The 14,443-nt window shown below is 65.8% G+C and carries 11 protein-coding genes; 3 read left to right on the plus strand and 8 right to left on the minus strand.

Features of this window, described 5'->3' with window-relative positions; genetic code table 11:
- Positions 1-45: 45 nt before the first annotated feature.
- The 3 genes from argS (at position 46) to AC1RRP_RS15815 (ending at position 3,088) form a co-directional block, all read left to right on the plus strand.
- Complete coding sequence (argS, locus tag AC1RRP_RS15805; protein WP_493037834.1) at positions 46-1,731, plus strand: arginine--tRNA ligase; 1,686 nt, start codon at positions 46-48, stop codon at positions 1,729-1,731.
- Between the two features lie 51 nt (positions 1,732-1,782).
- Positions 1,783-2,376, plus strand: a complete 594-nt coding sequence (locus tag AC1RRP_RS15810) for an SPOR domain-containing protein (protein WP_493037836.1) — start codon at positions 1,783-1,785, stop codon at positions 2,374-2,376.
- Positions 2,377-2,446: 70 nt separating this feature from the next.
- Positions 2,447-3,088, plus strand: a complete 642-nt coding sequence (locus AC1RRP_RS15815) for a thiol:disulfide interchange protein DsbA/DsbL (RefSeq protein ID WP_493037991.1) — start codon at positions 2,447-2,449, stop codon at positions 3,086-3,088.
- Between the two features lie 566 nt (positions 3,089-3,654).
- Here AC1RRP_RS15815 and AC1RRP_RS15820 read toward each other — a convergent pair.
- The 8 genes from AC1RRP_RS15820 to AC1RRP_RS15855 form a co-directional block, all read right to left on the minus strand.
- On the minus strand, positions 3,655-5,523 hold the full coding sequence (locus tag AC1RRP_RS15820) for a potassium transporter Kup (protein WP_493037837.1): 1,869 nt from the start codon (positions 5,521-5,523) through the stop codon (positions 3,655-3,657).
- Between the two features lie 146 nt (positions 5,524-5,669).
- A complete protein-coding gene (gene gshA, locus AC1RRP_RS15825) occupies positions 5,670-6,965 on the minus strand; it encodes a glutamate--cysteine ligase (protein ID WP_493037839.1) in 1,296 nt (431 codons plus the stop codon).
- A gap of 113 nt (positions 6,966-7,078) precedes the next feature.
- Positions 7,079-8,371: a glutamate-5-semialdehyde dehydrogenase gene (locus tag AC1RRP_RS15830; RefSeq protein ID WP_493037841.1), complete on the minus strand. Its 1,293-nt coding sequence runs from the start codon at positions 8,369-8,371 to the stop codon at positions 7,079-7,081.
- Positions 8,372-8,683: 312 nt separating this feature from the next.
- Positions 8,684-9,790 carry a DNA polymerase III subunit delta gene (holA, locus tag AC1RRP_RS15835; protein WP_493037843.1) on the minus strand — a complete coding sequence of 369 codons (1,107 nt, stop codon included), beginning with the start codon at positions 9,788-9,790 and terminating at the stop codon, positions 8,684-8,686.
- Positions 9,791-9,826: 36 nt separating this feature from the next.
- A complete protein-coding gene (locus AC1RRP_RS15840; RefSeq protein WP_493037845.1) occupies positions 9,827-10,330 on the minus strand; it encodes an LPS-assembly lipoprotein LptE in 504 nt (167 codons plus the stop codon).
- Positions 10,330-13,023 (minus strand): leucine--tRNA ligase, encoded by a 2,694-nt coding sequence (leuS, locus tag AC1RRP_RS15845; protein ID WP_493037847.1) that lies wholly within the window; start codon positions 13,021-13,023, stop codon positions 10,330-10,332. The genes AC1RRP_RS15840 and leuS overlap by 1 nt, the downstream gene beginning before the upstream one ends.
- Before the next feature lie 16 nt (positions 13,024-13,039).
- Positions 13,040-13,855, minus strand: a complete 816-nt coding sequence (gene dapB / locus AC1RRP_RS15850; RefSeq protein ID WP_493037849.1) for a 4-hydroxy-tetrahydrodipicolinate reductase — start codon at positions 13,853-13,855, stop codon at positions 13,040-13,042.
- A gap of 13 nt (positions 13,856-13,868) precedes the next feature.
- Positions 13,869-14,372: an outer membrane protein assembly factor BamE gene (locus tag AC1RRP_RS15855; protein WP_493037851.1), complete on the minus strand. Its 504-nt coding sequence runs from the start codon at positions 14,370-14,372 to the stop codon at positions 13,869-13,871.
- Positions 14,373-14,443 lie beyond the last annotated feature (71 nt).

The raw sequence follows: 14,443 nt of genomic DNA on the forward strand, positions 1-14,443 counted from the left end.
GCGCATCGGCGGACGGCGCAGCCCCGGTCAGTAGAATCAAGCCCCATGTTGACTGTCAAAAACGAACTGCTCCAGACCCTCGGCATCGTGCTGGAGCAGTTGCTGCCCGGCGCCGGCGCGCGCGCGGCCTTTGAATCCCCCAAGATTGCCGAGCACGGCGACCTGGCCACCACGGCGGCCATGCAGCTGGCCAAACCCCTGAAACAGCCCCCGCGCCAGGTGGCCGAGAGCCTGCGCAGCGCGCTGCTGGCCACCCCGGCCTTCTCGACCTGGGTCGAAGCGGTGGAGATCGCCGGGCCCGGCTTCATCAACATCCGCCTCAAGCCCGCGGCCAAGCAGCAGGTGGTGCGCGAGGTGCTGTCGCAGGGCCGGCACTACGGTGAGCAAAAAGCCAAGGGCCGGCGCATGATGGTCGAGTTCGTCTCGGCCAACCCCACGGGCCCGCTGCACGTGGGCCACGGCCGCCAGGGCGCCCTGGGCGACGCGATCTGCAACCTGTTCCAGACCCAGGGCTGGGAGGTCTGCCGCGAGTTCTATTACAACGACGCCGGCGTGCAGATCGGCACCCTGGCCAACAGCGTGCAGCTGCGCGCCAAGGGCTTCAAGCCAGGCGATGCCGAGTGGCCGGAAGCCGCCTACAACGGCGACTACATCGCCGACATCGCGGCCGACTTCATGGCGAAGAAGACGGTCAAGTCCGATGACCGGGAATTCACCGGCAGCGGCGACGTGAACGACCTGGACGGCATGCGCCTGTTTGCCGTGGCCTACCTGCGCCACGAGCAGGACCTGGACCTCAAGGCCTTCGAGGTGAAGTTCGACAACTACTACCTCGAGTCCAGCCTGTACACCAGCGGCAAGGTCGACGCCGCCGTGCAGCGGCTGCGCGAGGCCGGCAAGACCTACGAGCAGGACGGCGCCCTGTGGCTCAAGACCACCGAGTACGGCGACGACAAGGATCGCGTCATGCGCAAGGGCGACGGCAGCTACACCTACTTCGTGCCGGACGTGGCCTACCACATCACCAAGTTCGAGCGCGGCTTCGAGAAGGTCGTGAACATCCAGGGCACGGACCACCACGGCACCATCGCGCGCGTGCGCGCCGGCCTGCAGGCCGTGGGCCTGGGCATCCCTCAGGGTTTCCCCGACTACGTGCTGCACACCATGGTGCGCGTGGTGCGCGGCGGCCAGGAAGTGAAGATCTCCAAACGCGCCGGCAGCTACGTGACCCTGCGCGACCTGATCGAGTGGACCTCGAAGGACGCCGTGCGCTTCTTCCTGCTGAGCCGCAAGCCCGACACCGAATACACCTTTGACGTCGACCTGGCCGTGCAGAAGAACAACGAGAACCCGGTCTACTACGTGCAGTACGCGCATGCGCGCATCTGCTCGGTGATCAACGCCTGGCGCGAGAAGGAAGGCGGCCACCGCAGCACGCTCAAGGACGCCGATCTGTCCCTGCTGGACAGCCCGGCCGCCCAGGGCCTGATGCTACAGCTCTCCAGGTACCCCGAAATGCTCACGGCCGCCGCGCAGGACTTCGCGCCGCACGACGTGACCTTCTACCTGCGCGAGCTGGCCGCCAGCTACCACAGCTACTATGATGCCGAACGCATCCTGGTCGAAGACGAGGCACTCAAGCGCGCACGGCTGGCCCTGGTGGCTGCCACGGCGCAGGTACTGCACAATGGCCTGGCGGTGCTGGGTGTGAGCGCACCGGAGAAGATGTAGCCGGCTGCGATGCGGTATCGGACATCCAGATAGGCGAGACAAAGGTTAGGCATGAAACAGCAACGCGGCGGAACCATCCTGGGCTTGATCATCGGCGTCGTCATCGGCCTGGCCGTGGCGCTGGTCGTCGCCCTCTACGTGACCAAGACCCCGGTGCCCTTCCTGAACAAGGGACAGAATCGCACGCCCGACCAGGACGCGGCCGAGGAAAAACGCAACAAGGACTGGGACCCGAACGCCCCGCTCTACGGCAAGACCAAGCCGCCGGCCGCGGCCGCCTCGGCCCCCAAGGCCGCCGCCAAGCCCGCGACGCCAGCACCGGCCGTCAAGACGCCGACCAAGGCCGACAGCAAACCCTCGGCCGACCCGCTGGGCGACCTGGCCAAGGCCAAGGCGGGTGCTGCCGATCCCTTTGCCTATTTCATCCAGGTCGGCGCCTTCCGCACCCCCGAGGATGCCGAAGCCCAGCGTGCCAAGCTCTCGCTGACCGGCGTGGAAGCCAAGGTCACCGAACGCGAGCAGGCGGGACGCCAGATCTACCGCGTGCGCGTCGGCCCCTACGACAAGAAGGAAGAGGCCGAGAAGGTCAAGGGCCAGATCGAGGCCGCCGGCCACGAGACCGCCCTGGTGCGCGTGCAGCGCTGATTCGTCTGAACGGAACTTGTACCGCCGGGGCGTGTCCCACCCCGGCATCTTCATGGAGCCAACGCAAATGATGAAACGTCGTGACTTTTCCCGCGCCTGCGGCGCTGCCCTGGCCGGCGCCACCGTGCTGCCCGCCTTCGCCCAGCAGCGCTTCGACGCCGGCAAGGACTACCTGCCGCTGGACAAGCCGGCCCCGATCGAAACGCCCAACGGCAAGATCGAGGTGGTCGAGTTCTTCTGGTACAACTGCCCGCACTGCAACGCCTTCGAGCCCGCACTGGAAGCCTGGATCAAGCGCGCGCCCAAGGACGTGGTGATCCGGCGCGTGCCGGTGGCCTTCAGCAGCGCCTACCAGGGCCAGCAGCGCCTGTACTACACACTGGAAGCCATGGGCCTGGTCGACAAGATCCACGGCAAGGTCTTCCAGGCCATCCACGGCGAGCGCAAGCGCCTGGAAAACCCCGAAGTCATCGCCGAATGGATTTCCAGCCAGGGGGTCGACAAGACCAAGTTCATGGAACAGTTCAACTCCTTCACCGTGGCCTCCAAGGTCACCCGCGCCGGCCAGCTGACCGCCGCCTACAAGGTCGAAGGCGTGCCCGCCATGGGCGTGGCCGGCCGCTTCTACACCGACGGCACGCTGACGCGCAATATGGAGCGTTCGCTGCAGGTGGTGGATTATCTGGTGGGGGAAGTGCGCAAGGGTCGTTGATCCTTCTCTTGCCTTCTTTTGCCGAGGCCCGCTTTCGAGCGGGCTTTTCTTTTTCTAGATCCGGGGTTGTATGCGTGGCAAGCCGGGTCTCGCCCCGGCGGGGTTCCTTGCGCTGCTCGCATCGGGCGGGGTCGGGCTGAACTCGCTGCGCTCAAACAACGCCCGCCCTGATCTGCCCGCTGCTGCGCTGCTCAGCCCTGCCACACGGCATAGGGAACCGGACAACCGAATCCCCACCACAGCCGAACTCCACAAGGACGCGCCATGGCGCGTCCTTGTTGTATTGGGGATTTGGTTATTTGGCATTGGGTTTCCCCGCCGTCATGAGGAGGCGAGTAGCACAGGGCTGAGCGGAAAAGGGGCGCGCATGTTTGAGCGCAGCGAGTTTGCGCGCACCCCGCTCAGACCGAGCAACGCAGCGTGCCCGCAGCGCAGCGGAGGGTCGACGAATCCGGCTCGCCTTTTCTTTGGTGACTTTCTTTTGGCGACGCAAAAGAAAGTTACTGCCCTGCCGGGGGCACATCCCGGCAATGCCACGAAATCAAACCAAAACAAGACAAAGAGAATCAGATCTCGATCTTCGACCCCAACTCCACCACCGCATTGTTCGGCAAGTTCAGAAACTCCGCCGCCGCGCTCGCGTTATGGTGCATCTGCGCGAACAGCTTCTCGCGCCAGGGCGACATGCCACGCCCCATGGTGGGGATGACGATGTCGCGCGAGAGAAAGTAGCTGGTCGTCATGGGGTTGAGCGCACAGCCCTGGGTGCGGACCTGCTCCAGCGCGCTGGGCAGATCGGGATCGTTCTTGAAGCCGTAGTGCACGGTGACCTGCCAGCAATCGTGCCCCAGGGGTTCGATGGCGATGCGCTTGTCCAGCCCGATCCAGGGCACCTCGTGGTTGCGCACGGTGACGAAGAGGTTGTTCTCGTGCAGCACCTTGTTGTGCTTGAGGTTGTGCAGCAAGGCATTGGGCACGCTGCCGGCCTCGGCGGTCAGGAAGACGGCCGTGCCCTCCACCCGCACCGGCGGGCTGACGAAGACCGCCTCCAGGAAGCCGGGCAGGTCCAGCGCATCCTGGCGCAGGGCCGCGTTGAGCTGGGAGCGCCCCTGCTTCCAGGTGGTCATGAGCATGAAGACAGCGCCGCCGATGGCCAGCGGGAACCAGCCCCCATGGTGCAGTTTCATGAGGTTGGAGCTGAAGAAAGCCAGGTCCACCACGAAAAAGAAGCCGGTGGCCGCCAGGCACAGTGCGAGCGGGTACTTCCAGCCGTAGCGCAGCACGAAGAAGGTCAGCACGGTGGTGATCAGCATGTCCAGCGTGACGGCGATGCCGTAGGCCGCCGCCAGGTTGCTGGAGGAGCGGAACATCAGCACCGCCAGCACGATGGCCACGAACAGGCCCCAGTTCACGAAGGGCATGTAGATCTGCCCTGTGTCCTTGACGCTGGTGTGCTGCACCTGCAGGCGCGGCAGGTAGCCCAGCTGGATGACCTGCTTGGTCACGCTGAAGGCCCCGGAGATCAGGGCCTGCGAGGCGATCACGGTGGCCATGGTGGCCAGGCCCACCAGAGGCAGCAGGGCCCAGTCGGGCGCCATCATGAAAAAGGGATTCTTCACAGCCTCGGGGTTCTTGAGCAGCAGCGCGCCCTGGCCGAAATAGTTCAGCGTGAGCGCAGGCATCACAACCGAGAACCAGGCCAGGCGGATCGGCTTCTTGCCAAAGTGGCCCATGTCGGCGTACAGCGCCTCACCGCCGGTCACGCACAGCACCACGGCGCCCAGGATGATGAAGGTGGTGCCCGGGTTGTGCCACATGAAGCCCAGGGCATGGTGCGGGCTCAGCGCCCACAGGATGGCCGGGTTGCCGGCGATGTGCCCCACGCCCAGCACGGCGATGACCGCGAACCAGACCACCGTGATGGGCCCGAAGAACTTGCCGATGCCGGCCGTGCCGCGCTTTTGCACGGCAAACAGCCCGAACAGGATCACCAGGGTGAGCGGAATGACAGCGCTCTTGAAGGTGGGCGACACCACCTCCAGGCCTTCCACCGCCGACAGCACCGAGATCGCCGGGGTGATGACGCCGTCGCCGTAGAACAGGCAGGTGCCGAAGATGCCCACCAGCAGCAGCACACGGCGCAATGCCGGCTTGTCCTTGACCGACTGCGAGGCCAGCGCCAGCATGGCGACCAGCCCGCCTTCGCCGTTGTTGTCCGCCCGCAGCACCAGCGTGACGTACTTGAGCGAGACGATGACCGTCAACGTCCAGAAAAAGATGGAGAGGATGCCGTAGACGTTGTCCGGCGTGAAAGGCACGTGCCCGGAACCGAACACCTCCTTGACGGCGTACAGGACGCTGGTGCCGATATCACCGTAGACAACACCGATGGCGCCCAGGGTCAGGGCCGCGAGCGAGGATTTAGATGCGGACACAAAGGGGCCCCGTCTTCGAGGGCGGGGTTCGAGCTATGCAGATGCGCTATTGTGCTCCGACCGCCCCGGCGCGCCAAACGATGCCGCTCGGCCAGCCTGCCGGCAGCCCGGATTGTTGCAGCGCAGCAACTCAGGCTGGTGCCCGCTTATTCGTAGACCTCAGCCTCGGGGTTCGTGGCCTCCAGCTCGTAGCTGGCCGCCAGCATGGCCAGGCGGCCGATCACCCCGTACATGTAGAAGCGGTTGGGCGCGCTGGCGCCGGGTTTGGCGCCAGGCTGGGGCAGGCGGGTGCTCTGGTCGAAGGCCAGCGGCACGAAGCTGGAGCCCGGCGCATTGAGGTTTTCGTCCACGCCGCGCTCGGCATGCACGCGGTAGAAACCGCCCACCACATAACGGTCCATCATGTAGACCACGGGCTCGGCCACGGCGTCGTGCATGCGCTCGTTGGTCAGCACCCCTTCCTGGATGATGACCTCGCTGACCTCCTGGCCGTCCTTGATCACGCTCATCTTGTTGCGCGTGCGGCGGTTCAGGTCTTCGAGCTCCTTGGCGTCACGCACGGTCATGATGCCCATGCCGTAGGTGCCGTTGTCGGCCTTGACGACGACAAAGGGCTTTTCCTTGATGCCGTATTCCTTGTACTTCTTGCGGATCTTGGACAGCAAGGCATCGACGTTGCTGGTCAGGCACTCCATGCCGCTGCTCTGGGCGAAGTTGACCTGGCCGCACTGGTTGAACATGGGGTTGATCAGCCAGGGATCGATGCCCAGGAGCTTGCCGAAGCGCTTGGACACTTCCTCGTAGCTCTGGAAATGCTTGCTCTTGCGGCGCACCGACCAGCCGGCGTGCAGCGGCGGCAGCAGGTACTGTTCATGGATGTCCTCCAGGATGCCGGGGATGCCAGCCGAGAGGTCGTTGTTGAGCAGGATGGTGCAGGGGTCGAAATCCTTGAGGCCCAGGCGGGTCTTGCTGCGGATCACCGGCTCCAGCGTCACGGTCTCGCCGCCGGGCAGCTCGATGGTGGTGTTCTTCTTGATCTCGGGGCTGATCGAGCCAATGCGCACGTTCAGGCCGGCCATGTGGAAGATGCGCCGCAGCTGCGCCACATTGCTCAGGTAGAAGGTGTTGCGCGTGTGGTTCTCGGGGATCAGCAGCAGGTTGCGCGCCTCGGGGCAGATCTTCTCGATCGCGGCCATGGCGGCCTGCACGGCCAGCGGCAGCATCTCGGGCGTGAGGTTGTTCCAGCCACCGGGGTAGAGATTGGTGTCCACCGGCGCCAGCTTGAAGCCGGCATTGCGGATGTCCACCGAAGTGTAGAAAGGCGGCGTGTGCTCCATCCACTCCAGGCGGAACCAGCGCTCGATGGCTGGCATAGAGTCGAGGATACGCTGCTCGAGTTCGTTGATGGGACCGGTCAGGGCCGTGATGAGGTGGGGAACCATAATGTCCTTGCATGCGCACCGATGCGGCCTGCGGCCGCCGCCCTCCACGGAGGGCGATGCAGCGGTCCGGCCAGGCCGGCGCCGCGCATCCTCGAACAAGCGCTGGGTTGTTGCTAATTTCTTACTTCACCTTGGCCCAAAACGACGTATTTCAAGGAGGTCAGGCCTTCAAGGCCGACCGGGCCACGGGCGTGGAACTTGTCGGTGCTGATGCCGATCTCGGCGCCCAGGCCGTATTCGAAGCCATCGGCAAAACGCGTGCTGGCATTGACCATCACGCTACCCGAGTCCACTTCGCGCAGGAAGGCCTGCGCATGCATGTGATCGCGCGTGAGGATGGCGTCCGTGTGGTGGCTGCCGTACTTGTTGATGTGGGCAATCGCCTCGTCCAGCCCGGCCACCACCTTGACGGCCACGATGGGCGCCAGGTACTCCTCGTACCAGTCCTGCTCGCTCGCCACCTTGAGGTTGGCGGCAGGTATGCCTTCAAGGATGGCCCAAGCCTCGGGGTCGCAGCGCATCTCCACGCCCTTGGCTGCAAACACGGCACCGATGCGCGGCAGGAAGTCCGCGGCTACGCCGCGCGCCACCAGCAGGCTCTCGGTCGCGTTGCAAGGGCTGTACTTGTTGGTCTTGGCGTTGTCGGCCACCTTGACGGCCATGTCGATGTCGCAGGGATCGTCGACATAGGTGTGGCAGTTACCGTCCAGGTGCTTGATGACGGGCACTTTGGCCTCGCGGCTGATGCGCTCGATCAGCGACTTGCCACCGCGCGGGATGATCACGTCCACGTACTCTGGCAGGGTGATGAGCTGGCCCACCACCTCACGGTCCGTGGTCTGCACCAGCTGCACAGCCTCGGCCGGCAGGCCGGATTCGGTCAGCGCCTGCTGTACCAGCCGGGCCAGCGCCTTGTTCGATTCGATGGCCTCGGAGCCGCCGCGCAGGATGCAGGCGTTGCCGCTCTTGATGGACAGGCTGGCCGCCTCGATGGTCACGTTGGGCCGGCTCTCGAAGATCATGCCGAACACGCCGATGGGCACGCGCATCTGGCCCACGCGGATGCCGCTGGGCTGCTGCTTCATGCCGATGATCTCGCCGATGATGTCGCCCATCGCAGCCAGTTGCTCGCAGCCCAGCGCCACGGTCTCGATGACCTTCGGCGTCAGGCGCAGACGGTCCACCATCGGGGCTGCGAGGCCGGCCGCCTGGGCACGCACCAGGTCTTTCTCATTGTCCTGCGCCAGCGCAGCGGTGCTGGCACGCAGCAATTCGGCCAGGCGTCGCAGGGCGGCGTTCTTCTGCGCGGTACCGGCCTTGGCCATCAGGGCCGCGGCGGCGCGCGCCTGCCGGCCCAGGATGCGGGTGGTCTCGGTGATGCGGGCAGTGGCGTCGGGCGCGTTCATGGCTTCATTTTCTCACGCCCGCGGTGGGACGGGGTCCAGAGCCCCCGCCATACGCGGTTCGAGTCCAAAACGGGATGATTTGACCGCCAACACCTCGCAGCGTGTGCTGCAGCACACGCAAGGGGTTTGGTGGGCAAAGGGCCCGTTTTGGTTCGAACCCGACGGGGCGTGGTTTTGCGGGCCAAGCACGGCCGGTCGGCCGTGCCGGCCCATGGGGCGCACTGCGAACGCATCCGCCAAGCGGATGCGTGACGCTGCGTTGCAAAACCAGGCAAGCCGTCCAGGCTTGCCTTGGGTTTTGCGCCTTGCGGCTCATCCCGCAAAATCCACGCCGCGCACGGCGCGGGCTCTGGACCCCGTCCCTGCGGGAACGGTGGCACAGTGCCCGCACAGCTGCAGGGCCAGGCGCTGCAGGGCCTGCCAACCATCCGTCGGCCAACCGGGCACCTTGAGCCCTTTGACGATGCCGTCGACCTGATGCGCTGCCTGCAGCAGATGGGACAGGTCGGCGGCCGTCAGCAGGGGCAGTACGCGCTCGTACAGGCGCTCCTTCAGGCCCCAGATGCGCTGCTCGCGCAGCGCCATGGGCAGGGGACGACCGGCGGCGATGGCATCCTTGACACGCTTGAGGGCGCGGATGTCCTCGCTCAGGGCGTAGTGCACCAGCACCTCGGCCTCGCCCTCGGCCTTCAGGCCATCGAGCATGCGCTGCACGCGCGCCGCCTGGCCGGCCAGCACGGCTTCGGACAGCTTGAAGACGTCATACCGCGCCACGTTGAGCACCGCGCCTTCGACCTGCTCGAAGCTCAACTCGCCCTCGGGATAAAGCAGGGCGAGCTTCTGGATTTCCTGGTGGGCGGCCAGCAGATTGCCTTCGACCCGGTCGGCAAAGAACTGCAGGGTGCGCTGCCCCTCCTCGCCACCGGTCACGCGCTGGCCCTGGGCGCCCAGGCGCTGCGCGATCCATTGCGGCAGGGCCCGGCGCTCGATGGGCTCGACCTGCACCGTCACGCCAAAGCTCTCCAGCGCGCCGAACCAGGCCCCGGTCTTGGTGGCCTTGTCCAGGCGCGGCAGCAGCACCAGCGTGAGCGTGCTGTCGTTGCCCTGGGCCGCTTCGGCCAGCTGCTGCAGGGCGACACTGCCGTCCTTGCCGGGCTTGCCCGAAGGGATGCGGATCTCGACGATCTGCTTGTCGGCGAAGAGACTCAGCGAACCGCCGGCAGCCAGCACCTCGCTCCAGTCGAAATGCGCCCCGGCCACGGTGTGCACCGTGCGCTCGGTGTAGCCCTGGGTGCGCGCCACGGCGCGGATGGCGTCGGCCGCTTCCTGCTGCAGCAGCGGCTCGTCGCCGTGCACGGTGTACAGGCTCTTGAGCCCGCGCTGCAGCTGGGCGGAGATCTGGACGGCGGCGACTTGCATGGTGCTGGGCGGCGGTCGTGATGCCGGCGCTGAGGCCTAGAGTTCTTTCACCGCCGCAAGGCGGCGCAGGATCTGCTGCACCATGTCGCTTTGCATGTTGCGGTAAAGGAGCACCTCCTCGGCCTCCTTGGCCAAGGCAAAGACTTCGTCGTAGCTGAGCGCGCGTTGCTGCACCAGCTCGGTCTCGGGAATGAGTTCCTTGCCCTGCGGCGTGCGCAGGCGGAACTTGAGGATGAGGCGCAGCTGGAACTCGCGCACCTGGCCCGTGGCGCTGACACCGACCACGGTCTTGATGCGCTGCTCGGTGAGGATATCGAGCACGGCCTGCGCCTCCTGCTGGCGAGAGGCATCGGAGATGAACTCCAGCTGCCCGCTGGACTGCAGCTGGCGCTTGAGCTCCACGCCCAGTGGCGAATTCGGCGCCACGCCGCTGTAGAGAGAAGAGAAGGCAAAGCTGACTGGCTGGCGCAGCCCGAAACCGCAGCCGGCCAGTGCCAGCAGCAGCGTGCAAGAAAGCCAGGCTGCCAGGCGCCTAGTCATCACACCACCACGTTGACCAGGCGGCCCGGCACCACGATGACGCGCTTGATCGCCCCGCCCTGGGCCTGGGTCTGTACCGGCTCGCTGGCCACGGCGATGGCCTCGATGGCTTCCTTGGAGGCTCCGGCCGGCACCAGGATGGCGCCGCGCAGCTTGCCGTTGATCTGCAGCATGAGCTCGATCTCGTCCTGCTGCAAGGCGGACTCGTCCACCTGGGGCCAGGGTGCGTCGAGCAATTCGCCCAGCACGCCTGCGTAGCCCAGCTCGCTCCACAGCACGTGCGTGATGTGCGGGGTGGCCGGGTAGATGCAGCGCAGCAGGATGCCGAAACCTTCGATCAGCGCGACTTCGGCGCCGGGCGTGCCGGTCGCCTTGAAGTCCTCCAGTGCATTGAGCAGCTTCATGGCGCCGGAGACCACGGTGTTGTACTGCATGCGCTGGTAGTCGTAATCGACCTGCCTGAGCACGCTGTGGATTTCCAGGCGCAGGGCCTGGGCTTCCTTGCCGAAGCTCACCTCCCTGAGGTCCTTCACACCGGCCACACTGGCCAGCGCAGTGGCGTGGTCCAGGCCGCTCAGCTTGACGCCGAAGTTCCAGACCCGGCGCAGGAAGCGATAACTGCCTTCCACCGCGGCATCGTTCCACTCCAGCGTGGCTTCGGGCGGCGCGGTGAACATGGTGTACAGGCGCGCGGTGTCGGCACCGTATTTCTCGATCAGGTCCTGCGGGTCGACGCCGTTGTTCTTGGACTTGGACATGGTGCCCACGCCCTCGTAGTCGATGGCCGTGCCCGCAGGCAGGCCACCCACCGCCTTGTTCAGCCTGGCGCCCGTGATCTTGCCGCCGGCATCGAGCACATGCTCCACGTCATGCGGCCAGTAGTACTCCTTGCCACCCTTGTCGGTGCGGCGCGAGTAGATGTGGTTGAGCACCATGCCTTGCGTCAGCAGCTTGGTGAAGGGCTCGTTGATCTTGACCAGCCCGAGGTCGCGCATGACCTTGGTCCAGAAGCGCGCATACAGCAGATGCAGGATGGCGTGTTCGATGCCGCCGATGTACTGGTCCATCGGCATCCAGTACTGCGCACCCTCGGCCACCATCTGGTCCGGGTTGGTCGGGTCGCAGTAACGCATGTAGTACCAGGACGAATCCACGAAGGTGTCCATGGTGTCGGTCTCGCGCCGCGCGGGCTTGCCGCAGACCGGGCAGACCACACCGGCATGGAAGCCTGCATGCTTGTGCAGCGGGTTGCCGGACCCGTCGGGGATGCAGTCCTGCGGCAGCACCACGGGCAGGTCCTTCTCGGGCACCGGCACCGCGCCATGCTCTTCGCAATGGATGATGGGAATCGGCGTGCCCCAGTAGCGCTGGCGGCTGACGCCCCAGTCGCGCAGACGCCAGGTGGTCTTCTTCTCGCCCAGGCCGCGCACCTGCAGGGCGTGGGCCACGGCGTTCACCGCTTCCTGGTAGCCCAGGCCGCTGAAGGTGTCGGAGTTGATGGTCACGCCCCTGGCCTTGTCGGCGTACCACTCATGCCACTGCTTGTAGTCGTAGTGCTCGCCGTCGACGTGCACCACCTGACGGATCGGCAGCTGATACTTCAGCGCAAAGGCGAAGTCACGCTCGTCGTGCGCCGGCACGCCCATGACGGCGCCGTCGCCGTAGCTCATGAGCACGTAGTTGCCGACCCAGACCTCGACCTGCTCGTCGATCAGCGGGTGCTTCACAAACAGGCCGGTCGGCATACCTTCCTTGTCCCGCAGCGCCAGCTCGGCCTCGGTGGTGCCGCCCTTCTTGCAGTCCTCGATGAAGGCTGCCAGCTTGGGATTCGATTTCGCCGCATGCTGGGCCAGTGGGTGCTCGGGCGCCACGGCGCAGAAGGTCACGCCCATGATGGTGTCGGCGCGCGTGGTGAAGACGTACATGCGGCCATCGCCGATCAGCTGGCCGTCACCACCCTTGATGTCATGGGTGAAAGCGAAGCGCACGCCTTCGCTGCGGCCGATCCAGTTCTCCTGCATCAGGCGCACGCGCTCAGGCCAGCCGTTGAGCGTGGCCTTGTCGTTGCCGATCTGCACGTGGTCCAGCAGCTCCTGCGCGTAGTCGGTGATCTTGAGGTAATAACCCGGGATCTCGCGCTTCTCGACCAGGGCACCGGTGCGCCAGCCGCGGCCGTCGATGACCTGTTCGTTGGCCAGCACGGTCTGGTCTACCGGGTCCCAGTTCACGACCTGGGTCTTGCGGTAGGCGATGCCCTTCTCCAGCATCTTGAGGAACAGCCACTGGTTCCACTTGTAGTACGTGGGGTCGCAGGTGGCGACCTCTCGGCTCCAGTCGATGGCCAGGCCCATGGCCTGCATCTGGCCCTTCATGGTGGCGATGTTCTCGTAGGTCCACTTGGCCGGCGGCACGCCGTTCTTGAGCGCCGCGTTCTCGGCCGGCAAGCCGAAGGCGTCCCAACCCATGGGCATCAGGACGTTGTAGCCGTTCATGCGCAGGTAGCGCGTGAGCATGTCGTTGATGGTGTAGTTGCGCACATGGCCCATGTGCAGCTTGCCGCTGGGGTAGGGCAGCATGGAGCAGGCGTAGAACTTCTTCTTGCCGGCGTCTTCCGTCACGCGGTAGGCGTCACGTGCCACCCAGTGGCTATGGGCGGCCTTCTCGACCTCGAGGTGTTGGTATTTGTCTTGCATGGCTGACAGCTTCAGTTCACTTGAGCCCGAGCACGTCGAACATGTCGTACAGGCCGCCCTGGCGCCCGGCCAGGTAACGGACGGCGCGCAGGCTGCCCTGGGCGTAGGTCACGCGGCTGGCGGATTTGTGCGTGATCTCGATGCGCTCGCCGATGCCGGCGAAGAGTACGGTGTGGTCGCCCACGATGTCGCCGCCGCGGACGGTGGCGAACCCGATGCTGGACGGATCGCGCTCGCCCGTATGGCCGTAGCGCTCGTAGACGGCACAGTCCTTGAGGTCGCGACCCAGCGCGCCGGCGATCACCTCGCCCATCTTGATCGCCGTGCCCGAGGGGGCGTCGACCTTGTGGCGGTGGTGTGCCTCGATGATCTCGATGTCATAACCCGTGGACAGGGCCTTGGCTGCCATCTCCAGCAGCTTGAGCGTGACGTTCACGCCCACGCTCATGTTGGGCGACAGCATGATGGCGATGTCCTTGGCGGCAGCAGCGATCTCGGCCTTCTGCGCGTCGGTGAAACCGGTGGTGCCGATCACCATGGCCACACCCAGCTCGCGGCAGACCTTGAGGTGGGCCATCGTACCTTCGGGGCGCGTGAAGTCGATCAGGGTGCGGGCGTTCTGCAGGCCGGTCTTCAGGTCGGCCGTGATGTGTACGCCGCTGGCGTGACCCAGGAAGGCGGTGGCATCGCTGCCAATAGCGGGGCTGGCTGCCACGTCCAGGGCACCGGCGAGCCGGCAGTCCTCGGCCGCGTGCACGGCTTCGATCAGCATGCGGCCCATGCGGCCGGAAGCGCCGGCGATGGCGATCGGATGGGGCGTGTGGAGGTTCATGGTGGGGTCCATCTCAGCGGGTGGGCTCCAGCGGCGGGTAGCTGGCAGGCAGGGGCGGCAGGGGCTTGGCTTCGGGCGCCGGGACCGGGGCCGGGAATTCCTGCAGCTTTTCGGGCGTGGCTTCGAGCACCGGCACCTTGGGCGGCTCACGGCGGCCCAGGGTGGAGACGAACTCGGTCTCGCTGGGCAGGGCATCGGCCTCGAAGCGCTCGAGCGTCTCGCCCTGGAAATAGACGGTGACACGGCGCGCCTGCGGCTCGGCGCCCTGGCGATTCAAGGTAAAGACGTAGTCCCAGCGGTTCGCGTGAAAAACACTGGCCAGCAACGGCGTACCGAGGATGTCGCGCACCTGGATGCGACTCATGCCCGGACGCAAGGCCCCCACCTGCTCGCGCGTGACGACATTGCCCTGCACCACCGGGACACGGTAGGGCTGCAGAAAACTGCAGGCCGAGAGGGTGGCGCCCAGGAGCAGGGCCAGCCCCAGACGGCCAAGGGCACGATGGAAAATGAACATGAAACTGGCGCTAGCGATATGATCGGCCCATTGTAGCGGCTGGACCTGCTGCCGCCCGGCCCTGTCCCCTC

This window comes from Hylemonella sp. GW821-FHT12C09 (assembly GCF_058807395.1).